The sequence below is a fragment of the Acetobacter aceti NBRC 14818 genome (assembly GCF_000193495.2).
GTDB lineage: Bacteria > Pseudomonadota > Alphaproteobacteria > Acetobacterales > Acetobacteraceae > Acetobacter > Acetobacter aceti.
Window position 1 is genome coordinate 776006 of the sequence record NZ_AP023410.1, and the last position, 21902, is coordinate 797907.

19 protein-coding genes, 1 tRNA gene and 1 riboswitch are annotated in these 21902 nt (G+C 57.0%); of the genes, 12 read left to right on the top strand and 8 right to left on the bottom strand.

Annotated features, from left to right (window positions below):
- Positions 1-233: 233 nt before the first annotated feature.
- Positions 234-1007: a hypothetical protein gene (locus EMQ_RS03570; RefSeq protein ID WP_010665936.1), complete on the bottom strand. Its 774-nt coding sequence runs from the start codon at positions 1005-1007 to the stop codon at positions 234-236.
- A gap of 489 nt (positions 1008-1496) precedes the next feature.
- Here EMQ_RS03570 and EMQ_RS03575 point away from each other — a divergent pair, with 489 nt between their 5' ends.
- From EMQ_RS03575 to EMQ_RS03595, 5 genes are all read left to right on the top strand, one after another.
- Positions 1497-1949, top strand: coding sequence for a hypothetical protein (locus EMQ_RS03575; RefSeq protein ID WP_231368006.1), 453 nt, complete (start codon positions 1497-1499; stop codon positions 1947-1949).
- On the top strand, positions 1949-2503 hold the full coding sequence (gene dcd, locus EMQ_RS03580) for a dCTP deaminase (protein ID WP_010665938.1): 555 nt from the start codon (positions 1949-1951) through the stop codon (positions 2501-2503). The genes EMQ_RS03575 and dcd overlap by 1 nt, the downstream gene beginning before the upstream one ends.
- 3 nt (positions 2504-2506) lie before the next feature.
- Positions 2507-3769, top strand: a complete 1263-nt coding sequence (gene murA / locus EMQ_RS03585; protein WP_010665939.1) for a UDP-N-acetylglucosamine 1-carboxyvinyltransferase — start codon at positions 2507-2509, stop codon at positions 3767-3769.
- Between the two features lie 34 nt (positions 3770-3803).
- A complete protein-coding gene (locus EMQ_RS03590; RefSeq protein ID WP_010665940.1) occupies positions 3804-4772 on the top strand; it encodes an alpha/beta hydrolase in 969 nt (322 codons plus the stop codon).
- Between the two features lie 170 nt (positions 4773-4942).
- On the top strand, positions 4943-5332 hold the full coding sequence (locus EMQ_RS03595; protein ID WP_018308448.1) for a hypothetical protein: 390 nt from the start codon (positions 4943-4945) through the stop codon (positions 5330-5332).
- A 109-nt stretch (positions 5333-5441) separates the two neighbouring features.
- Here the strand turns inward: EMQ_RS03595 and EMQ_RS03600 are convergent, their stop codons facing one another.
- The gene (locus EMQ_RS03600) at positions 5442-6152 is read right to left on the bottom strand and encodes a hypothetical protein (protein WP_010668591.1); all 711 of its coding nucleotides are present in this window, start codon (positions 6150-6152) and stop codon (positions 5442-5444) included.
- A gap of 53 nt (positions 6153-6205) precedes the next feature.
- Between EMQ_RS03600 and EMQ_RS03605 the strand changes: the two genes are divergently transcribed.
- Positions 6206-6445, top strand: a complete 240-nt coding sequence (locus EMQ_RS03605) for a DUF1653 domain-containing protein (RefSeq protein ID WP_010668590.1) — start codon at positions 6206-6208, stop codon at positions 6443-6445.
- Positions 6446-6545: 100 nt separating this feature from the next.
- Here EMQ_RS03605 and EMQ_RS03610 read toward each other — a convergent pair whose 3' ends face one another.
- The 5 genes from EMQ_RS03610 to EMQ_RS03630 all read right to left on the bottom strand — a co-directional run bounded on the left by EMQ_RS03610 (position 6546) and on the right by EMQ_RS03630 (position 13142).
- On the bottom strand, positions 6546-6959 hold the full coding sequence (locus tag EMQ_RS03610; RefSeq protein WP_010668589.1) for an alcohol dehydrogenase: 414 nt from the start codon (positions 6957-6959) through the stop codon (positions 6546-6548).
- A 147-nt stretch (positions 6960-7106) separates the two neighbouring features.
- Positions 7107-7180: transfer RNA gene (locus EMQ_RS03615), tRNA-Gly, on the bottom strand.
- A 66-nt stretch (positions 7181-7246) separates the two neighbouring features.
- Positions 7247-8749 carry an efflux transporter outer membrane subunit gene (locus EMQ_RS03620; protein ID WP_018308447.1) on the bottom strand — a complete coding sequence of 501 codons (1503 nt, stop codon included), beginning with the start codon at positions 8747-8749 and terminating at the stop codon, positions 7247-7249.
- Positions 8749-11901, bottom strand: a complete 3153-nt coding sequence (locus EMQ_RS03625; protein WP_010666555.1) for an efflux RND transporter permease subunit — start codon at positions 11899-11901, stop codon at positions 8749-8751. Before EMQ_RS03625 ends, EMQ_RS03620 begins: the two co-directional genes overlap by 1 nt.
- A 5-nt stretch (positions 11902-11906) precedes the next feature.
- Positions 11907-13142, bottom strand: a complete 1236-nt coding sequence (locus tag EMQ_RS03630; RefSeq protein ID WP_010666556.1) for an efflux RND transporter periplasmic adaptor subunit — start codon at positions 13140-13142, stop codon at positions 11907-11909.
- 191 nt (positions 13143-13333) lie between these two features.
- Here EMQ_RS03630 and EMQ_RS03635 point away from each other — a divergent pair, with 191 nt between their 5' ends.
- Positions 13334-14029, top strand: a complete 696-nt coding sequence (locus tag EMQ_RS03635) for a TetR/AcrR family transcriptional regulator (RefSeq protein ID WP_231368005.1) — start codon at positions 13334-13336, stop codon at positions 14027-14029.
- Between the two features lie 124 nt (positions 14030-14153).
- Here EMQ_RS03635 and EMQ_RS03640 read toward each other — a convergent pair whose 3' ends face one another.
- The gene (locus EMQ_RS03640; RefSeq protein ID WP_018308446.1) at positions 14154-15293 is read right to left on the bottom strand and encodes a glycosyltransferase family 2 protein; all 1140 of its coding nucleotides are present in this window, start codon (positions 15291-15293) and stop codon (positions 14154-14156) included.
- Between the two features lie 535 nt (positions 15294-15828).
- Here EMQ_RS03640 and EMQ_RS03645 point away from each other — a divergent pair.
- From EMQ_RS03645 to EMQ_RS03665, 5 genes are all read left to right on the top strand, one after another.
- Entirely contained in the window at positions 15829-17703 is a 1875-nt protein-coding gene (locus tag EMQ_RS03645; protein ID WP_010667706.1) for an AsmA family protein, read from the top strand.
- A gap of 67 nt (positions 17704-17770) precedes the next feature.
- Positions 17771-17850, top strand: a riboswitch (SAM riboswitch).
- A 95-nt stretch (positions 17851-17945) separates the two neighbouring features.
- Entirely contained in the window at positions 17946-19181 is a 1236-nt protein-coding gene (gene metZ / locus EMQ_RS03650; RefSeq protein ID WP_010667705.1) for an O-succinylhomoserine sulfhydrylase, read from the top strand.
- A gap of 18 nt (positions 19182-19199) precedes the next feature.
- On the top strand, positions 19200-19676 hold the full coding sequence (apaG, locus tag EMQ_RS03655; RefSeq protein WP_010667704.1) for a Co2+/Mg2+ efflux protein ApaG: 477 nt from the start codon (positions 19200-19202) through the stop codon (positions 19674-19676).
- Between the two features lie 81 nt (positions 19677-19757).
- Positions 19758-20369, top strand: coding sequence for a GTP cyclohydrolase I FolE (gene folE, locus EMQ_RS03660; RefSeq protein WP_026200232.1), 612 nt, complete (start codon positions 19758-19760; stop codon positions 20367-20369).
- 71 nt (positions 20370-20440) lie between these two features.
- Positions 20441-21886, top strand: a complete 1446-nt coding sequence (locus tag EMQ_RS03665; protein ID WP_010667702.1) for a tetratricopeptide repeat protein — start codon at positions 20441-20443, stop codon at positions 21884-21886.
- The last annotated feature ends 16 nt before the right edge of the window (positions 21887-21902 follow it).

Below are 21902 nucleotides of genomic sequence, written 5' to 3' on the forward strand. Positions count from 1 at the left end.
CCCTGCGCCGGTTCTCAATCCTGTCCCGCAGGACTTATTCTCAGAACGGTTTCCCGTTCCGGAAGCTTGTCCTTATTGCGGAACGTTTTGGGCAACCATATGGCGCGCCGAAATCAAACCACATATTATTCTGCCACGTCCGGAGCAGTCCCTGTCCCGACCATAGCCTCACACATAACCGGCACACATAGATAAAACCGGCAATTCTCGCATACTCTACTCCACATATCCCGTCAGTGAACGGAAGCCACGGGGACCGTCGCCGCAGCCGTGCCTCCTGACGCAGCGGACGATACAACCGGCACACAGGCCGGGAGCGGATGCGGGGTCTGGGCAGCGACAGGAGCCGCCATCGGTGCAACGACGAGCACAGACCGGGTTGGAGCAACCGGCGCAGCGGGAACGGCTCCACGTTCGACAGAAGACACAACCGCAGCGACATTGACCGGCTTCGCTGACGGCACAGGCTGACCGGGATAGTAAACTGGCCCCTTGTACACTCCGTCAATCTGGGACGCATTCAGCAGATCAACCTTGTCGTCTCCATTGGCATCACCGGCCAGAGGGGTTTTTTCGGGAGTGATGACCGGTACGTTGTTCCCGATCATGACCGGCTGGGCGTGCGGAACAGGATGGCCTGCATAATAGACAGGCCCCTTGTAAGCCGACCCGACCTGAGCATCATTGAGAAGATCGACTTCAGCGTTTCCTGCCGCGTCATCATCAACGGTTTCGTTCTGCCCCAACCTTACCGGCTGGGCCTTCGGAACAGGCTGCCCTGGGTAATAGACAGGCCCCCGATAGGCTGACGCAAGCTGGGCGTCATTGAGGCGGTCAACAGCAAGGTCGTCTGTCGCCGCCTCTGCGGCGGGTGCCTTTTCCTGCACATGAGCAACTTTTGACGGCTGATGCCGGAGTGGCTTCTGAGCCTTCACAGGCCCGGACAGCATAGCCCCCACTGAGGCACATCCCATGAACAGCAGAACCGGTCCCGTATTTTTCGGCATACTTTCCGCTCTTCCTTCCTGCATCTTTCCGAACACGGATCATTCCACATACGGTCGTTTTCGACGCGTTTCATGGACCGAGCCTGTCTTTCCATTATAGGAAACACCCGCCCTGAAAACCCGAAAACAGGCCAGACCGGAAACTCCGGCTGACCTGCATCCTCATCAGCAAATCCCACAGCTCCGGTTAATGGGTGGATGCACCTGTTGCGTTGATGATGCCCTACTGGGCAGCACTGGCACCACAGGATACATCATGACCAACGGCACTCACATCCCTGACAACACCATGCATGGCGTTGTCAGGCAGGGAGGCCCAACATGAAGACCGCTGCGCCAGCAAGACGGACAATCCGGTCTCCGGTGGTTTTGATTCTGGTCGTTTTGACATTCTGCATTCTGTTTCAGCTCCCAGGCAGCGTGGTCCCCTAGAGAACGCCTATCATTATGGAAGGTTTCGTTAATTTAACCCCCATAAATGAACAAACAATGAGACATTTCTCACGTCACATTGTCAGGGTGATGCCGCAACAGAATGACACCCCCGGTCACACGCGCCAGTTCGGATGGATTGCAGAAAAAGTCATGATCTGGCTTCCTTACCGCGTCGCCCCACAGAGAACAGGCAGAAAACTCACAATGTCAGCGTCAGGTGATGACAGCACCAATACTGTTGGCCATTCAGCACATATGCCAGAGCAGCCCTTAGTCGGGAAAGACGAAAAGAAACACAAACCCGAGACGCCACACCTCACTCCGGCTGCAGAAGCAGCGCGCCAGAAACGCCTCGCGGACGAGGCCGAGGCCTTGCGCGCCAACCTCAGGCGGCGTAAGGCGCAGGCTCGTGCGCGGAATGCGATGGAAACATCATCAGACCGCCAGGATTTACCTGAGAGCGGCGATGTCTCGTGCGCTTCTCCCACCATTCCGGAGACCCCCTGATGCCGATCATGCCTGACACCTGGATCCGAGACAGGGCGCTCAATGCCGGCATGATCGAACCTTTTGTGGAAAACCAGAAACGTGACGGCGTCATTTCCTACGGCCTGTCGTCTTATGGTTACGACGCGCGCGTCGCTGATGATTTCAGGATCTTCACCGATGTGAACAACGCCATCGTCGATCCGAAATCCTTCAGCGCGGACAGCTTCGTCTCCCGCAAGGCCGATGTCTGCATCATCCCGCCGAACAGCTTCGTTCTGGCGCATACGATCGAGTATTTCCGCATCCCGCGCGACACACTGGTGGTCTGCCTCGGCAAATCCACCTATGCCCGCTGCGGTATCATTGTGAACGTCACCCCGCTGGAGCCCGAATGGGAAGGTCAGGTGACGATCGAAATCAGCAACACAACGCCCCTGCCCGCCCGGATCTATGCGAACGAAGGCATCTGCCAGTTCCTGTTCTTCCAGGGCGCGTCCCCCTGTGAGGTCAGCTACGCCGACCGTGCGGGGAAATACATGCACCAGCGCGGCGTCGCGACACCGAGGCTCTGAGATATGGATCGTTTCATCATCCGGGGCGGCAAGCCCCTTCGTGGCGAGATCACCATCGGTGGCGCAAAGAACGCCGGTCTGAAACTCATGGTCGCCGGTCTGCTGACGGCTGAGCGCCTTGTCCTGACCAACGTGCCGCGCATCGCCGACATCGCCACCATGCGCGATCTGCTGGTCCAGCACGGTATTGCCGTCGAGGATCTGAACGGCGACGGCTCGTCCTATTCCATCGGTGGCGAGATCACGAACACGGAAGCGCCTTACGACATCGTGTCGAAGATGCGCGCCTCCATCCTCGTGCTCGGTCCGCTGCTGGCCCGCTGCCGCAAGGCGCGTGTCTCTCTTCCCGGCGGCTGCGCCATCGGCACACGCCCGGTGGACATGCACCTCAAGGGTCTTGAGACACTCGGTGCGGAAATCCGTCTTGAGGGTGGCTACATCAACGCCACCGCTCCGAACGGCCTGATCGGCGACCGGGTTATCCTGCCGTTTGCTTCAGTTGGCGCGACGGAAAACCTCCTGATGGCCGCGACACTGGCCAAGGGCCGCACCGAAATCGTCAACGCCGCCCGTGAACCGGAAATTGGCGATCTGGTCGCCTGCCTGAATGCAATGGGCGCAAAGATCACCGGTTCGGGCAGCGGCACGCTGGTCATTGACGGCGTGGACTCCCTGCATGGCGCGGAACACCGGATCATGCCGGACCGTATCGAATGCGGCACCTATGCCTGTGCAGCGGGCATTACTGGCGGCGACCTGAAGCTCCTTGGCGGTCGCGTGGACGATCTTGGTGCGGTTGTCCGGGCGCTGGAAGAAACCGGTGTTGAGGTGACGCAGGAAAGCTACGGCATGCGGGTACGTCGCACCGGCGCGCTCCGTGGCATCGACATCATGACCGAGCCCTATCCCGGTTTCCCGACCGACATGCAGGCCCAGTTCATGGCAATGCTGGCGGTCGCCGAGGGTGCCTCGATGATCACCGAGACGATCTTCGAAAACCGCTTCATGCATGTGCCTGAGCTCAACCGGATGGGTGCGCGGATCAACGTGCATGGCTCGTCCGCGATCATCCGCGGCGTCCATGCGCTCTCCGGTGCCCCTGTCATGGCGACGGATCTGCGGGCCTCGTTCTCCCTGATCCTCGCTGGTCTTGCAGCGCATGGCGAGACGACGCTCAGCCGGGTCTATCATCTGGATCGTGGCTATGAAGCGGTCGAGAAGAAGCTTGCGGCCTGTGGCGCGAATATCGAGCGCGTGAAAGGCTGACAATTTGAACTGAGAAGGCAAGGAGGAGGACATCATGACTGAAACAGATCTCCGGCAATTTGTTGACCCGGAACTGCGTCCCCTTCTTGATCGTCTTGGCCCGGCTTCGCTGGATATTTCTTCGCTGCCCGAAGCCCGGGCCAAGCGTCAGCCCCCACCGGGCATGAAGGATAACCTTCCAGCATTGACGACCGCACGGCTGATCCCCGGTATGCCGGATGAGCCGGACGTGCGGATACTGATTATTGAGCCTGCCGCTGTTTCAGAAAAGCTCCGACCCGCCATGCTGCATATCCATGGCGGCGGTTTTGTCATGGGCACTCCTGATTCCATGACGCCGACGCTGCGTCGCTGGGCGGTGGAACTGGACTGCGTGATTGTCTCGGTGGACTATCGTCTCGCCCCCGAACACCCTTTTCCGGCTCCTCTGGAAGACTGCTATGCTGCTCTGCTCTGGCTGGCTGAAAATGCATCGGACCTGAATATTGATGCGAAACGCATTGGTGTAGCGGGAGAAAGCGCCGGTGGAGGACTGGCGGCGGGTCTGGCTCTGCTGACCCGTCAGCGTGGTGGCCCGGCGCTTGTGTTCCAGAATCTCCAGTATCCGATGCTGGATGACCGCACTGTTCTTGCAAAACCTGACATTCCCGGGTGCGGTGCTTTTCTGTGGACGCCGGAGATGAATGTCTTCGGCTGGAAGTCCTATCTGGGCACTGAGCCAGGAGGCGAAGGCATCTCACCTTTTGCTGCTCCTGCCCGCGCCTCCTCGCTGCACGATCTGCCCCCAACCTATATCGGCGTCGGCTCGATCGATCTCTTCCTGCCCGAGGATCTGAGCTATGCCATGCGGCTGATGCAGGCTGGCGTTCCTGTGGAACTGGAAGTTTTCCCCGGAGCCTTTCACGCGTTTGAGCTTGATCCGCGTGCCGGTGTCACAATCCGATCATCCGTACGACGCCTTGATGCGATGAAACGAGCGATGCTGCCGCTTTGTTCGGACTGAATATTTAGATTTTAGAGAGGCTTGACGCCTCCGCCGTTTCATAACAGCCTGTTACAATTACAGTTTGTTATGGAAACCTTCTGCTTCTGTCCCATGTCCGTCGTGGAATACACTTTGTCCTTGCGGGCTTTCTATTCGGCACTGCGAAAGCGCTCAACTGCAGTCGTCCCATGGTGGTAGGCGCGCTGAGAAGCGGCCAGCAGGCCTGGCTGTTGGGGATTGTCACCCTGAACGGCAGTCAGGATTTCGCCATTATGAACACGGGCAACAATGCTACGGAAATCATGACCGTCAATATGCCCAGCCTGAAGCCGTCACTACGGCGGAATGCTTATCGTGAAAACTCCAGCACGATCGCTGGACAGGAACAGCAGCTTGTTTCAGTGGAAAATACTTCTGTCGCATTCGGTTCGCAGCAGACCATGGCACCAGTTGCTTACAGACAGAGCCGATCGACACGACGTTCCGAACTGACAACAGCGATCCTGAATTGCGGTAACATCGAGTTCGACAGAAACCGCCGGACTTTCTGCATCAATCTTCAGACGCCAGCCCCTTGAAACAAGCCTCTCTGGCAGCTTCAGAGTTTTCCGCCAGATCCCAAGAAGTCAGGGGAAAGGAAACACTGACAGGCAGTTGCAAGCCTGTCAGTATCAGAGGCGGCAATACTCAGTTCTTGGTTTTTTTGTGCTTATTCTGGAACTGCTCGATTTCGCCGCGCAGATTTCCAATCGGCGCGGCATTGATCGTGTCCTGATAGGTGTTGCCGTCCCATAGCCAGCGATCCGAACCGTCCACCATAAGATCATACATGCCACGGTGGCTGGTCGGCAGTACGGCAATCTGACCGCTCACCGAATCCAGGATTTTCACCCAGTCCTGATCCTTGTGCAGGTAGACATCGGTGGAGCATCCGGCCGACCCGCACAATGCGGCCGACTGGAGCTCGATGAGGAGCGCAACGTCGCCTTTTTTGGTCGAAAGCGGAGCTGACCCGATCAGCACAAGAGGCTCTTCCTTGTGACGGCGCGAGGTGGCGATATCGTCAGCGGCGAGCTTGCGGGCCGCCTTGTCGAGTTCTGTTCCTAGCTGCTGGGTCAGAATGACGGGATTGCCTTTCGACGAAGAACTCGCCGTTTTCGAGGTGGCGCGATGTTTGACATGATGGGTCTGCGTGGTGGTTGCCTGCGCATATCCCGACGACAAGGCCAGAGACAGACAGGCTCCCAGCATGACCACCGGGCGTTGCCCGAGAAGACGCTGCTGAACAGATGAAGCCGTCATTGCGAAGCGTTTTACCGAGGGTGACAGGGAAAATGAATGCAAGACTGAAAAACTCCACCTGACGATCATGCCCCAAAGGCCATGACGAAGACACATCAACCATTTATTCCTGCTACCATACCGTAATTCCCTGACGGAGCGACACGATCTTGCAGGACATTCCTTTTACCATTCAGCCGGGCCTGTACCGGCATTACAAGGGAGGACTCTATACGGTCCTCCACACAGCACGACACAGTGAAACGGAGGAGTGGCTTGTTGTCTATCGGAGCGAGGCTCATGGCACCCTGTGGGTGCGCCCGCTTTCAATGTGGACCGAGCTGGTGAATGGTCGCCCTCGGTTCGCCTTCATGGAATCAGATGTCACTGAATCCAAAAGCCGTTTTTAGGCCGCGCCTTCTGCCTGTTTAAGAAATAAATGAAGCGCATAAAAAAAAGTCCTCCCCAACCTGTGTTGGAGAGGACTTTTCTGTCTGAATGATCCGAAGATCAGATCAGCGACTTGGCGCGAGCCAGTACAGCCGAGCAGACATTGCCCTGAGCTGGCGCTTCCAGAGATGTAATGGTCGAACGGTTACCGTTGATAAGGAACTCGCCTGATGAACCGATCGCGTAGTCCATGTTGCCATTGTGGTCCATGGGAACAGCGTTCGTCTTGGCGTTGATCGCGGCCTGCAGGGAGTCACCGTCATCGTGGGACACCTGATTGGTCTCCACGCAATAGTTCAGCAGACCAGCCACATTGGCAGGGGAAACGGAAGCGACATCTGCCGGAGATGCAACGGCCGTGGGAGCCTTGCCATAAACGGCAGGGAGTTCAGCGGCATGGGCAGACAGTGCGAAGGACGCGGCGCCTGCGACAAAAGACGTCGCGGCAAGGGCGCGAAGGTAGAAACGGGTCATCGAAAGCTCCTGTTGCTTTGCCGGTATGTTGCTTCAATGCAATCTTCGGCGCAACACATGCAAGCGACATAGGCCCATGTCTCACGGGGGAAACAGGTGTTCACAATATCGGGAGGTTCGTGAAACCCCGTTCAGAAAAACTCTTTCTGGAGCGGCTGAAGGGAATCGAACCCTCGTATGCAGCTTGGGAAGCTGCCGTTCTACCATTGAACTACACCCGCGTTCTGTGACCTATAATCCGCTCCACCGGGCGTGGCAATCACCGCCACGACCCGGCGATGGAACCATCAGAGTTTTGACGGAACTCTCGGTGAGCGCAGCGTCTCTTCACTCCAGCCGCCTCCAAGCGCACGATAGAACGTTACGACATTTTCATATCGCGCAACCTGCACCGCCACCCGCGATTGTTCCGCCTGAAGCAGATTCCGCTGCATGACCAGCTGATTGAGATAGGAATCCGTTCCCACAGAATACCGCATCTTCGACAGGCGGTAGGCATCAGACATCTCGCGGACATAGTCATCCATCCGGCGGCTTTCTTCCAGATAGGTGGAACGTGCAACCAGTGTGTCCGAGACCTCCTTGAAAGCTGTCTGGATCGTCTTTTCGTAGGTCGCCAGCTTGATGTCCCTGCCCGCCTTGGCGGATTCAAGATTGCCCCTGTTCTGGCCCCAGGTGAAAATCGGAATACTGACATTGGGTTGCAGCCCCCATGTCGTCGCCGGAGCGGTGAAAAGACGGTGGAACAGCAGACTGCTGACGCCATCGGTCGCCGTCAGTGTGAACTTCGGGAAGAAGGCCGCGCGGGCAGCGCCGATGGTAGCGTTTGCCGACAGCAGATCATGCTCGGCAGCGATAATATCCGGTCGACGGAACAGAAGATCGGACGGCAGTCCCGCTGGAATATCCGCCATCAGCGTCTGTTCACCCAAAGGGCGCGCCGGAGGCAGATCACTCGGGATCGGCGCACCGATCAGCAGGGTGATGTTGTTTTCATCCTGCGCCACAAGCCGGGTCTGCTGCGCCTGAAGCTGACGGGCCTGATCCACCTGCGTTTCCGCCTGCCGCACGGTCAGCAGGTTTTCCTCGCCATGATCGTAGCGAAGGCGAATGAGTTTGAGATTCTCATCCAGATTCGCAACCGCCTTGTTGGCGATGTCGAGAACTTCCTTATCTCCCAGCCACGCAAGATAGGCGTTGGCGACCTGCGAAACGATACTGATCCGCACGGCACGCTCGGTCGCCACCTGCTTCAGGGCAGCTTCGGCAGTTGATTTCGAGAGGCTGCGGATACGACCGAAAATATCGATTTCATAAGAAGAGAAACCGATACCCGCACTGTAATAGCGGAAGGTCGAGATTGTTTCACCGACACCCGGCGCGAAGCTGAAACCGGCTGTCTGTGAAGGAGCCATATACATCGCCTGCCCTGTCGCCCCGATGGGTGGGAACAGGGAGGCGTGCTGCACGTCATATTGCGCGGCTGACTGGGCGATGTTCGCCACGGCCACGCGCAGATCACGGTTTTCACGCATGGCGATGGCAATCAGCGCCTTGAGACGCGGATCGACAAAGAAATCCTCCCAGCCAATATCGGAAGCCGGTGTCTGCAGAACGTCTCCTGCCTTTTTCGGCTTCGCCATCGGCTCGGCAGTATAGGCACCCGCCACAGGCGCTTTTGGCCGATGATAGGTCGGCTCCATAGTGCAACCCGCCAGCAATATGCCCGCAAAAGCTATGCTGCCGGAACGGGAGACCACACCACTACGGACGCGAGAAAGAACGCTCATTATGTCGCCTCCGGCGTGGCGGTGGGAGGAAGTCTGTCGTCATCACGGCGTTCCGACAGGCGACGCACCCTGAACAGGCGCAGTACCAGAACGAAGAACAGCGGCACAAAGAAGATGGCGAGGAAGGTCGCGGTCAGCATGCCTCCAACCACGCTGATACCGATGGCCTGACGGGCGGCGGAACCGGCGCCCGAGGCGATGGCCAGCGGAAGCACGCCCAGCACAAAGGCGATCGACGTCATCAGGATCGGGCGCAGTCGCTCGCGTCCGGCATTGATCACGGCCTCTTCCAGCGTCTGCCCCGCCTCGAAGTTCGCCTTGGCGAATTCAACGATCAGAATGGCGTTCTTGACCGCCAGACCGACCGTGGTGAGCAGGCCGACCTGGAAATAGACGTCATTGTCGCGGTTACACCACAATGTTGCAGCAATGGCGCCAAGCACGCCGAGCGGAATGACCAGGATCACCGCAAACGGGATAGCCCAGCTTTCATACAGAGCCGCAAGGCAGAGCAGGATGACGGTTGCGGCCAGCGCATAGAGCGGACCTGTCGAAGAGCCTGCCGCCATCTGCTCGAAGGACAGGCCGGTCCATTCATAACCGATGCCGGGCGGCAGGTCGTTCAGGATTTCCGTAATCGCGGCGATGGCGTCGCCCGAGCTGTAACCAACCGCAGGCTGACCGAGAATTTCAAAGGCGTTCAGGCCATTATAGTTCTCCACCTTCTGCGGCCCGACAATCCAGTTCCCACTGACAACAGCATTGAATGGGACCATCGTGCCGCCCGTGTTGCGCAGATACCAGGCGTCAAGATCGACCGGCACCATACGTGAGGACGGCATGCCCTGAATATAGACCTGCTTCACACGGTCATCGCGCATGAACTGGTTCACATAGATCGAACCCAGTGCGCCGTTGACCAGCGTGTTGATGTCGGCAACCGAGACACCGAGCGCATTGGCTTTTTCACGATCAATATCAAGATGATATTGCGGCGCGTCTTCCATGCCGTTCGGACGGACAGCCATCAGGCGCTTGTCCTGTGCGGCGCGTCCGAGAACCATGTTACGGGCGGCCAACAGCCTGTCATGTCCGAGGTGGCCACGATCCTCAAGCTCAAGATCGAAACCCGAAGCATTGCCGAGTTCAAGCACGGCAGGCGGATTGATGGCGAAGATCTGGGCCTCCGGGTCGCCCCAGAAATGCATCATGATTCGTCCGGCGATGGCGTCCACGCCCTGCCCGGCCCCGGTCCGTTCATCCCACGGCTTCAGCTTGATGAAGAACGCGCCCGCGCTCTGCCCCTGCCCCGCGAAGTTGAAGCCGTTCATCACATAGACGGACTCAACATTATCGGCCTCGGACTTGAGGATATAATCCGAAACCTTCTTGGTGACCTTCCCGGTCTGTTCCTGCGTCGCACCGGCAGGCATGGTCACCTGTCCGAAAATCAGACCCTGATCTTCATTGGGCAGGAAGCCGCCGGGCAGCCGCATGAACAGGAAGACAGCGCTCGCAGTGATGGCGGCGAAACCGATCAACGAGAGGACGCGATGTCCGATGATGAGATTGACCCCACGCAGATAACCATGAGTCAGGCGGGTAAAGGCCCGGTTGAACCAGCCCGCCAGCCCCTTGGTCTTTTCATGCTCACCGGGTTTGAGCATCGTCGCGCACAGGGCCGGCGTCATGATCATCGCCACCAGTACGGACAGCCACATGGCGGCGCAGATGGTGATGGAGAACTGGCGATAGATCACGCCCGTCGAACCAGTGAACGCCGCCATCGGCAGGAACACAGCCGTCAGCACCAGCACGATACCGATCAGCGCGCCGGAGATTTCATCCATCGACACACGGGCCGCTTCTCTCGGTGAGAGATTTTTCTCGTGCATTACGCGCTCGACGTTTTCGACAACAACGATGGCGTCATCCACCAGCAGGCCGACAGCCAGAACCATCGCCAGCATGGTCAGCGTGTTGATCGAGAATCCCAGCGCCGACAGGAAGCCGAATGTGCCGAGCAACACGACAGGAACGGCGATGGTCGGGATCAGTGTGGCGCGGAAGTTCTGCAGGAACACCAGCATCACAAGGAAGACCAGCCCGATCGCTTCAGCGAGCGTAATGACCACTTCATGGATGGACAGAACGATGAACGGCTCGGTGTCGAGTGGGTAGAAGGTCTTCAGACCGGGCGGATAGAACTTCTCAAGACGCTTCACCTCCTCACGAACGGCGGCTTCGGTCGTCAACTGGTTCGCACCAGGCGTCAGTTTCAGCGCCATACCGGCGGCTGGATGGCCATTATAGAGTGAGTTGAAGTTGTAGCTCTGCGCGCCGAATTCGACCTTGGCGACGTCACCGATGCGGACCTGTGAGCCATTGGGCATCACCTTGAGCAGGATCTTGCGGAATTCGTCCGGAGCCGTCAGTCGTGTCGGACCAATGATGGTCGCATCCAGACTGGCGCCGGGAACCGCCGGAAGACCACCCAGTTCACCTGACGACACCTGAATGTTCTGACTCTGGATCGCCGCCTGCACGTCGCCCACGGTCAGGCCGTAGCTGTAGAGCTTGCGCGGATCGAGCCAGATACGCATGGCGTATTCCGAACCGAACAGCGTGTGGTCACCCACGCCGGTGACGCGAGACAGCGGATCGGACACGTTGGAGGCAACGTAATCGGCAATATCCTGCGCGTTCATGGAGCCGTCGGCGGAAATGAAGCCGATGACCATCATAAAGTTCTTCACGGCCTTGGCGACCGTAAGACCCTGCGCCGTCACTTCCGTCGGCAGTCGCGGCTGCGCAAGCTGCAGCTTGTTCTGCACCTGCACCTGAGCAATGTCAGGATTGGTCCCCTGCTCGAAGGTCAGGTCGATTTCCATCTGACCCGACGCGTAGGACTGCGACGAGATGTATTCGAGATGATCGAGACCGAACATCTGCTGCAGGATCGGGCGTACCACCGTGTTGTTCACGGTTTCCGCAGAAGCGCCGGGATAGGTCACACTGATGGAGACCTGTGGCGGCGCGATGGACGGATACTGCGCGATCGGCATGCGGAAGATGGCAACACTGCCAATCAGCATGATGATAAGGCCGATGACCCACGCGAAGACCGGCCGGTCAATAAAGAAGCGTGACATGCTGCTCAGTTTTTCCCGGCGTCGGAGGAGGATGCACCAGCGGGCTGGGCGTCTGTAGGCTGGACATTGGCAGGTTGCGCGTCAGGAGCCGCAGCTTCCCTGAAAGGCGTGACCGTGACCTTGTCGCCCGGATGCACCTTCTGAAGACCGATCACCACAACCCGGTCTCCCGCCTTCAGGCCGGAGTTCACGATCCAGTCACTGTCATGTGTGGAACCGGTTGTGATCGCACGCTGGGCGATCTTGTCATCCTCTCCGACGACCATGACCTGCGGGTCACCATGACTGTTCCGCGTCACAGCCTGCTGGGGCACGAGGAGCGCCTGCGGATTGGTGCCTTCATCAAGCGTCGCATGCACATACATGCCCGGCAGGAGATATTTCTGCGGATTGGGGAAGACGGCCCGGACCACGATTGTCGCTGTGGCTTCATCCACATTGACTTCGCTGAACTGCATCTTTCCGGCCTGATCGTAGGTGGAACCATCTTCCAGCTCCAGCGAGACCGGCACCGAATTGTCCGGATTGGTGTGGATCTGACCGCTGGCCGCTTCCCGGCGCAAACGCAGCAGGGAAATAGCCGGCAGATTGACGTCCACATAAATCGGATCAAGCCGTGTAATGATGGCGAGATTGCTCGACTGACCCGCCTGCACCAGAGCACCGACCGTCAGGATCGTACGACCGATGCGCCCTGAGATCGGCGCGTTCACATGGGTGTAGCGCAGATTGGTGGCGGCGTTTTCCACCTGTCCTTTTGCGATCAGGATCTGGGCGTCAGCAGAACGGGATGCAGCCAGCGCATCGTCATATTCCTGCTTGCTGACAGCATGCGCCGCTTTCAGCGGACCGTAACGCTCCAGTTTGGCTCTGGCTGTGACGGCGTTGGCCTGAGCCTGCGCAAGCTGGCCGTTGGCGCTATCATAAGCCGCCTGATAGATGCTCGGATCGATCTGATAGAGCTGTTGCCCTGCCTGCACATCCGTTCCCTGCACGAACAGACGTTTCTGGATAACACCGCTCACCTGCGGACGGACCATCGCAATTTCATAGGCTTCCGTGCGACCGGGAAGCACGGTACGGATCTGGACCGGACGAGGCTTCACGGTCAGCACTTCCACCTGTTGAGGTGGAGGCGCGCCCTGCTGCGGGGCCTTCTTGTTACAGGCAGTCAGAACCAGCAGGCTGGCAACCGATGCACACAGGGCCGGGGTTGAAAAACTACGGACGGGGCTTTTCACGGATACATCCTGCTGATTGTGTGTAGAATAGAATCTGGAACGGCATGATCGGCTCCAGTTCCTTAAAAAAGGAACTATCAGCGAATCTCGTTGCCTCATTGAATAGAAACTACTCAGTTTCCTAACCTGAGGTCAAGCCAGACCTGCCGTTTCTTCCAATGGACAGATCCTTCATGAAGGCGCACATGGGGATGGCTATGAATGTCAAGGAACCTCAGCATTCTTCCTGCCGCGGTCCGGGTCGACCACCCGAGATGGCGGAGTGCGAACGGCGCAAGCGGATACTCTCTGCTGCGGACGAAGCCCTGCGGAGATATGGTTATCAGGCCGTCTCCATGGACAAGGTTGCCCAGTGTTCCGGCATGTCCAAACGCACGCTGTATCAGCTGTTTCCGTCCAAGCAGGATTTATTTCAGTCGCTGATCGAAAAACGGCTGTTCTGTTTTTCGCTGTCCATCCGCGAACATGCCCTTACGTCCGAAGACGAACTGATCGGACTGCTGGACGACCTTGCGGCTCACCTCACCCGTCCGGAAACCATCGAGCTGATCCGCGCCATCATCGCCAGCGCATCGGAAGCTGAAGATCTGCGCGACATCATGAACAGCCTCAAGCAGTGCGGAAAATCGAACGTCCTTCAGGCATGGCTGCACGCCTACTGCACCGAGCATGGTCATCCCGAGACACGGATAGATCTGAAGGCGCAGCAACTCTTCAGCCTGACCGCAGGAGAGCGGATGCTGCATGCCCTGTTCAACAAGGAAACCGACGTGGAAGACTCCCGCGCCTGTATTGCGGATGGCGCGCGCCTCTTTCTCGCCGGCCTTCATGCGGAATGGAGTAAGGCCTCATGCAGCACACTGAATGACGTGAACTCAGAACGGTGAATTACGTCCGTTCTCTACAGCAGAGCGACAATCTCCAAGAATTTATCTCGAAATGCACCGGCAAGAGTATCTGCATCGCATGATGACGTTGAATCACTTTTGTAAAGTTTTTTAGATTGATTCATCAAGATATACGGCGTTTCCGTTTCATCATGCTTTTCAAAGTTTCTGGAACAGCGATACGAAAAACAACCCTCGCAACCAGAAGTGGCCATTTATGTGGCGCACAAAGAGTAAATGCTTCCTTGAATTTTCCTTCGACTGTCAGCCGTATCGACGCAGATATAAGCGCTTCCTGAAAATCGGAATAACAAGGTCGGTTTTTAATATCCGTATCATTGCGTATGGATTTTTTTATAAAATAAATATCGGAAAAATCAGGTTCATATGGACGATAATAGCAGAACTCAAGTAATTTCGCAGATACGGCACTAGCAAACCATATCGCCTCATCTCTCAATAAAATTTCAGAGAGAATATCATGTGCTTCTTGCAATGTTGATGATGCGTTTATCTCATTTTGTAGTTTTTTTGAAAAATCAATGTCTTCTTTTTTACTCATACGGCGTTGCTCGGAAATAGCAGCAAGTTGTGCCCAGATCGCAAGCTTTCTTCCATTTACAATCGATTGACTTGAAATGCTTGCCGGGTGGACACGATAATTTCCAAGAATTTCTGGAATGGTATGGAGATTTCCTTCATCACGCAGACGCCAGCAAAGATCCACATCCTCACTAACTGATAAATTTCGATAGCCACCGATAGAAAAGAAAGAAGAGCTTCGAATCATCAACATTGGCTGTAACAAATACGGTTCTTTCGATGGCAAAGAATATGGATCGCTTTCGTCTATTTTTTTCATTGTTGTAATTTTCCCGATTGGACATCCTGCTTCATCTATCTGGCAAGCTCGGGAACTGACCGCTGCAAAAGATGGATTATCCAGTAAAAAATTCAACTGTTTTTCGAAACGCTCTGGGTAAGAGATATCATCTCCATCATGCCTTGCGATAAAATCGGCAGTGACCTCCTTCATTCCGGCCTTTAATGCATCAATGATGCCCATATTCTCTTGTCGCATAACGATTATTCTGGAGTCATCATCAGAAAATTTCTGAATTATTTCCGATGTCCCGTCAGTGGATCCATCATCAACGATGATAATCCGAATATCTTCTATTGTCTGATTTTGTATACTTTTTAGTGTTTCTGAAATATATTTAGAACAATTATACACAGTCATTAAAACGTCAATTTTTGCCACAACATAACTCCCAGAACCATATAAAAATGTATCGTTCCGGTTTGTCTTTAACAACCATAATTCAAATCATACTTGCTCGTTCTCTTTTTATAGAAGAGAGGAAACATAGTTGTAGAATCATTATGAAACTTTTCAGAACCACCCAAGCGAGTATTAAAAATGGCACATCGCCCTTTTATGTCTCAGGCTGTCAAATGCTTTGACTGGTGACGAAAGCGTAAAGATTATCCAATATATCGAAGCTCTAAACCGGCGCAAAATCGAAGATAATGTCCCGTTACATCTTTGCAGGGAGAGTCCATGCTGCGTCTGGAAATGACCTGACTGAAAACGCCAATATGTTGTGCTTTTCTGGCTGATACTGAAGAGCGACACAAGAAAGGGGTAAAGGCAGCACCCTCTCCTGACTGCTCATAATTAGACCCGGATGTTTTTCCTACACACGTTGAAATAGACTTTCTTTCCTGCCCGGCCTTTATTTCCCCATGATTTGAGGAGCATGAGAGAACCCGGCTCAATAACCGGAGATTCGTCTGTGCGTCGTCTTGCTTTCGTTGCCCTCGGTGTGGCCGGTCTGAGCGCCGCAGTCTGCGGCGGTGGTTTCCTCGCTCTCTCCCACCTTGATCTCGCTGCATTCGCAACCAGAAAGCTGACCAAGGCGACCGGACGCACAGTGCATATCGGCAGCGTGCACCTGTCTCCGGGGCGCTGGATGACCATTGATGTTGACGATCTGAGCATAGCCAATATCCCGAATGGCAGCAGGCCAGAAATGATCAAGCTCGGTCATCTGCATACACAGGTGCGCCTGATGTCTCTGCTGCATGGCCCGGCAGAAACCCGTGATCTCGTACTGACCGGTTTTTCTGGTCTCTTCGAACGCACTGCGGACCGCACACCGAACTGGCGGTTCGGTGCCCCATCCAAGCCCGACAACAAACCGGAAGAAAAGAAAAACTCAGCGCCAGACTGGAGCTGGTTTCCGGGCATCCGACAGGCGGTCATCAAAGACAGCGAGATCATCTACCGTTCCGCCAACGGCCATTCCTATCGCACCAATCTCGACGTCGTGACACTCTCTTCAACGAGCGATAGCAGTCCTTTCGAAATGACCGTTTCCGGTGGCTACAACGACACACCCATCGCGCTTACGGCCCATCTTGGCCCATTGACCGTCCTGCGTGAGGCCGGGAAACCCTACCCGACCAACCTGCACGCCACATCGGGGGATCTGACACTCGATCTGGACGGCACCATGACCGATCTGTTCGATTTTGATGGCATCGACGGAAAACTGACTCTCCGCACGCCCACATCCGCGCCACTGATAGCGATTGCGGGCGTATCGCCTGACAGCTTCCATATGACTCTCAATCTGCAAGGACATTTCACGCACAAGGGCGATGTGTGGACGATAAGCCGGGCCACGGGTCTTTTGCGCGACAATCCCATTGAAAACGCTGACATCACTTTCACCGAAGGTAAATCCGGGTCACCTGATGAGATTGTCGGAGATATGGCGTTCGCCAGGCTTGATCTGAACGGCCTTCAGTCAGCCACACAGAGTAACGGCAAATCCGGACAGCACGCCACAGACATCCCGCTGGTCGCCCCTGCCCGTCCCGATCCGCTGTTCAACGTCAAACTCTCGTCACGCTCCGTCCGCTACAATGATCTTGTCTTTTCCGACGCAAGTCTTGCTACAAGCCTGCAGCCCGGGCGGATTGACGTTTCCGCGCTGCAACTCAGCTGGATGAAGGCGTCCCTGCACGCTTCCGGAGAAATTGTCACCCATCCTCGCGGTTCCTCCCTGCACGCAATGGTGGATGTGAGCAAAGCCGATATCGATACATTCCGTAGGGAGGCAGGTCTTGCGCCCGTGCCGGTCAGCGGCACGCTGTCCTTCCGCGTGAAAGCAAGCGCCGAAGGGGTGCGCACGTTGAACGAGGCGTCACGAAACGCGGATATTCAGGCTGTCGTCGGCATGAATAGCGGGCAGATCAGCAAGGAAGTCATCGGCATCGCCTCAAGCAATATCGGCACATTGTTTGGCACCATGAAGGGCACGACACCTGTGACATGCCTGCTGGGGGCTCTGAAAATGAGTCGGGGCGAAGGCGCGGTCGTGCCTCTGCGGATCTACACACCAGCCGGGTCCATTGTCGGAGAGGCGCTCTTCGACCTCAACCGACGCTGGTTCGAACTGGCCTTCCAGAGCAGGGCAGCTGCCTCTCTGGCGCTGGATATCCCCATTCGTGTGAGCGGGCCGTTCAACAGTCCGTCCATCGGCCTCGCCGGGTGGTCCGCACGAGGACGCGCCCTTCTGAAAGACGCGCAGACCATCAACACGCTCCCCACCGAAATGGCGTCCTTCACGCCGGGCCGTGCCTGTCTGAGTGTGCTGAAGTGAAACAGAGCCATTCCAGAGGCCCTGTTGACGGGACACAGCTTTTTCCGCGATAACCTTTGCCTCCCCCATCAGGGGGCCTCGTGATTTGTATGGCCGGCTTGCGGCGAGGTAAAAAAAACGCGCTAAAGAGGCTCTGGCGGGATCCACGCCGCCAGGTTTCCACGGTCGAAGCCCCGTGCAGAGAGGCAGGGTCCGCGTGATCCGGCGTTTCTGCTGCGGACAGAACGGAACCGAGACCGAGCATGACTGACACGTCCATCAAAACAACGTCTCCCGAAGTTGCCGCCACATGGCGCACCGCCACCCGTCTGATTCACGGTGAGGTCGAGCGCACCCCTTACGGTGAGACGAGTGAAGCGCTTTTCCTGACCTCGGGCTTTGCCTACGACAGCGCCGAGCAGGCCGCCGCCACCTTCACGGGTGAAGTGGTGCATTATCAGTACAGCCGCTTCGGCAACCCGACAGTCGATGCGCTACAGCGTCGCCTCGCCGATCTGGAAGGCGCGGAAGCCTGCGTCTGCACGGCGACCGGCATGGGCGCTGTCTCATCGGCTCTTCTGGCGCAGGTGAAGGCTGGCGATCGCGTTGTCGCCTCACGCGCCCTGTTCGGCTCCTGCCACTGGATTGTCGCAAATCTGCTGCCGCAATATGGCGTAGAGACCGTCTTTGTTGACGGTGGCGATCTCAAGGCGTGGGATGAAGCTTTCAGCAAGCCGACCGCTGCTGTGCTGCTGGAAAGCCCCTCCAACCCGATGCTGGACGTGCTGGATATCGCCGCCATCGCCGAGCGGGCGCACAAGGCTGGGGCTATTGTTATCGTTGATAACGTGTTCGCCTCGCCTGTCTATCAGAAGCCGCTGGAACTGGGCGCTGATGTGGTGGTGTATTCCTGCACCAAGCATATCGACGGTCAGGGCCGCGTGCTCGGTGGGGCTATTCTGGGCCGCAAGGACTGGATCAACGACACGGTGCTGCCCTTCACGCGCAACACAGGTAACGCCCTTTCTCCGTTCAACGCATGGGTCATGCTGAAAGGTCTTGAGACGCTCAACCTTCGCGTGGACGCGATGACCCGTAATGCCGCCGCTGTGGCCGACTGGCTCGCCAGTGCTCCAGGCATTGTCAGCGTGCGCTATCCGGGCCGCAAGGATCATCCGCAGCACGAACTGGCCGCCCGCCAGATGAGCGGTTTCGGTTCGCTGATCGCCTTTGAGGTTGCCGGTGGTCAGGAAGGCGCGTTCGCATTCCTCAACGCCCTGCGCATCGTTCTGATCTCGAACAATCTTGGTGACGCCCGTTCGCTGGCAACCCACCCGGCGACGACGACCCACATGAAGATCGGTCCCGAGGAGCGTGCGCGCCTCGGCATTGCTGACGGCGCCATCCGCCTCTCGGTTGGTCTGGAAGATTCCGCCGATCTTATCGACGATCTTGCCCGCGGCGTTGCGGCCCTGAAAAGCCGCGGCTTCGCTCACTGAACAAGGGAGTTCCCGATCATGTCCTCGAGGCCGCCCATGCCGCCCAAGCTGTTCGAAGACCCTGAAGCGGCCTTGAACGAAGCCATTGCGGCATTGCCGTCCTACGAGGCCACGACGGACAATATCCGGATTGTCGTTCGGGCTTTCTGGCTCGACGACCAGTCCCAGCCGGACGAACATTCCTACTGCTGGGGCTACCGTATCCGCATTGAGAATCATGGGCCGAACACGGTCCAGCTTCTCGAGCGGTCATGGGAAATCATTGACGCCAACGGGCATATCGACCGTGTTCGCGGCGAAGGTGTGGTCGGCGAACAACCCATCCTCGAACCCGGTGGCGGTTTTGAATACACCTCCGGCGCGTCTCTCGACACGCCAAGCGGTATTATGCGCGGCTTCTTTCATATGGTGGAAGAGCCGGGCAGACGCCTTTTCGACGTACGCATTCCGGCGTTCAGCCTCGACAGCCCCTATCAGCCCGGCATTGTCCACTGATCCCTCACCCAATTTTCAGCTGTGACCCGGTCGCGTAAGACCCTGCGCCACACGCTCACTCATCCAGCAGAGACTCACCTGATGACGACTCCTCCTATTTCAGTCCGCCCTTCCCGCGAGGAAGCCGAGGAGGCCGTCCGAGTAATGCTGCGCTGGGCCGGTGAAGATCCGGCGCGTGAGGGACTGCTCGATACGCCGTCCCGCGTGGTTCGTTCCTACGAAGAGTTTTTCGAGGGCTATGCGGTCAATCCGGAAGAACTGCTCCAGCGCACCTTCTCGGAAGTCGATGATTATGACGAGATCGTTCTGCTGCGTGATATCCGCCTTGAAAGCCATTGCGAGCACCACATGGTGCCGATCATCGGTCGTGCGCACGTTGCTTACCTTCCCCGCAAGCGGGTTGTCGGTATTTCCAAACTCGCCCGCGTGGTGGAAGCCTATTCCCGGCGTTTCCAGATTCAGGAGCGTCTGACGTCCCAGATCGCCAACACCATCGACAGTGTGCTTGAACCATACGGCACGGCGGTTATCATCGAAGCCGGACACCAGTGCATGACCACGCGCGGCGTGCATCGCCCCGGCGTGTCCATGGTGACCAGCCGCATGCTGGGCGTTTTCCGTGACAACTCGGATACCCGCCGGGAACTGCTGTCCATGCTGAACCGTCCAGGCATGAATGACTTTTCTGCCTGATTGACTGACCTGAAAGCACATCATGCCTTCAGGTCATATTTTTTTAAGTCTGTCGGGCGAACGTAGGGTTCATGACCTCCTCGCCCGCTCCCCAATCCAACAATACGGCCTTTTTCTCCGACGCCGGCACGCAGCTACAGCGTGAAGGACGGATTCTGGAAGCAGAAGCCGTCTACCGAAAACGGATCTGCGAAGAACCGAGAGACGCGCTCACCCTGAGTAATTACGGCGGTCTGCTGATCGGCATCTGCCGCTTCGAACCTGCACTCGAGGTTCTGAGTCGCGCCGTTGTTCTGGCTCCGCAGCTTGCCGACGCCTGGTGTAATCTGGGCAACGCCCTGCAATCACTGCAACGCTATGACGAAGCGATTGCCGCTTATTCAAAATGTCTGAGCATCAGTCTGGAACACCCTCTGGCGGCCACTAACCTCGGGGTCGCTCTGGATAGCCACCGGGGCCAGCATGAGATGGCTCAGAAGTTTCACAGGGTTGCCGTGGAACTGACGCCTGACAGCCCCGAAGCCCATACAAACTACGCTCTCTCACTGCTGGCTCAGGGTAATTACCCTGAGGGATTCGCCGAATATGAATGGCGCTGGAAGATCAGGACGGCACGTCACCATGGTTTTGACGCCCCTCTCTGGCGAGGCGAACGGTTCGACGGCAAAAGACTCCTGATTCACACCGAGGGTGGCTTCGGCGACGTCCTGCAGTTTTCCCGTTTCATTCCGCTGGCTGCAAAACTTGGCGGAACGGTCGTCGTACGTGTGCGACCCGAACTGCTGGGTCTGCTGGCCCGCTCTTTTCCGCAGGCCCGCTTTGTCAGCGAAAAAGATCCGGCCCCTGCGCATGACCTCCAGTGCCCGGTTCTCAGTCTGCCGCTCGCACTGAATATGACGCTTGATACGCTGCCTTCACCGGAAGGTTTTCTGAAACCCGCCTCCGAAAAAGTCCGGAAGTGGGCGCAGCGCATCCAGAAGGACATTCCTGCCGGTCATCCTATCAGAATCGGCCTTGTCTGGGCTGGTGCGCCACATAGTGAAATTCGGGAAGCTGAAGTCGCTGACAGACGCCGCTCCACTACACTGGCAGCTCTCGCTCCTTTGGCCAACAGTGCTCCAGAGGCCGTTTTCTTCAGCTTGCAGGTTGGTGAACAGTCATCGCAGGCCCGCACGCCGCCCACAGGCATGAAGCTTATCGACTACACTGACGAACTGCATGATTTCGGGGATACAGCCGCGCTGATAGCCAATCTTGATCTGGTCATCGCAGTCGATACGTCCACCGCCCATGTCGCGGCAGGGATCGGCAAGCCAGTCTGGCTGTTGTCACGTTATGATCAGTGCTGGCGCTGGCTTTCCAACCGCACGGACTCACCGTGGTACACGAGTGTGCGGATCTACCAGCAGGACAAACCACTCGACTGGTCCGGCCCTGTGGCACAGATGGCGAAAGATCTGAGAATATTGGAACAACAGCATCAGTCAGAGAAGATGCCCGAAAGAACCGACGCCTGACTGAGACCGGTTCCGG

Coding starts and splice junctions, on each gene's coding strand:
- EMQ_RS03575 (WP_231368006.1), top strand. CDS start 1,497: ATGAGACATTTCTCACGTCACATTGTCAGGGTGATGCCGCAACAGAAT.
- apaG (WP_010667704.1), top strand. CDS start 19,200: ATGTCCTCGAGGCCGCCCATGCCGCCCAAGCTGTTCGAAGACCCTGAA.
- EMQ_RS03665 (WP_010667702.1), top strand. CDS start 20,441: ATGACCTCCTCGCCCGCTCCCCAATCCAACAATACGGCCTTTTTCTCC.
- murA (WP_010665939.1), top strand. CDS start 2,507: ATGGATCGTTTCATCATCCGGGGCGGCAAGCCCCTTCGTGGCGAGATC.
- EMQ_RS03620 (WP_018308447.1), bottom strand. CDS start 8,749: ATGAGCGTTCTTTCTCGCGTCCGTAGTGGTGTGGTCTCCCGTTCCGGC.
- EMQ_RS03590 (WP_010665940.1), top strand. CDS start 3,804: ATGACTGAAACAGATCTCCGGCAATTTGTTGACCCGGAACTGCGTCCC.
- dcd (WP_010665938.1), top strand. CDS start 1,949: ATGCCGATCATGCCTGACACCTGGATCCGAGACAGGGCGCTCAATGCC.
- folE (WP_026200232.1), top strand. CDS start 19,758: ATGACGACTCCTCCTATTTCAGTCCGCCCTTCCCGCGAGGAAGCCGAG.
- EMQ_RS03635 (WP_231368005.1), top strand. CDS start 13,334: ATGGCTATGAATGTCAAGGAACCTCAGCATTCTTCCTGCCGCGGTCCG.
- EMQ_RS03610 (WP_010668589.1), bottom strand. CDS start 6,959: ATGACCCGTTTCTACCTTCGCGCCCTTGCCGCGACGTCTTTTGTCGCA.
- EMQ_RS03595 (WP_018308448.1), top strand. CDS start 4,943: ATGGTGGTAGGCGCGCTGAGAAGCGGCCAGCAGGCCTGGCTGTTGGGG.
- EMQ_RS03625 (WP_010666555.1), bottom strand. CDS start 11,901: ATGTCACGCTTCTTTATTGACCGGCCGGTCTTCGCGTGGGTCATCGGC.
- EMQ_RS03600 (WP_010668591.1), bottom strand. CDS start 6,152: ATGTGTCTTCGTCATGGCCTTTGGGGCATGATCGTCAGGTGGAGTTTT.
- metZ (WP_010667705.1), top strand. CDS start 17,946: ATGACTGACACGTCCATCAAAACAACGTCTCCCGAAGTTGCCGCCACA.
- EMQ_RS03570 (WP_010665936.1), bottom strand. CDS start 1,007: ATGCCGAAAAATACGGGACCGGTTCTGCTGTTCATGGGATGTGCCTCA.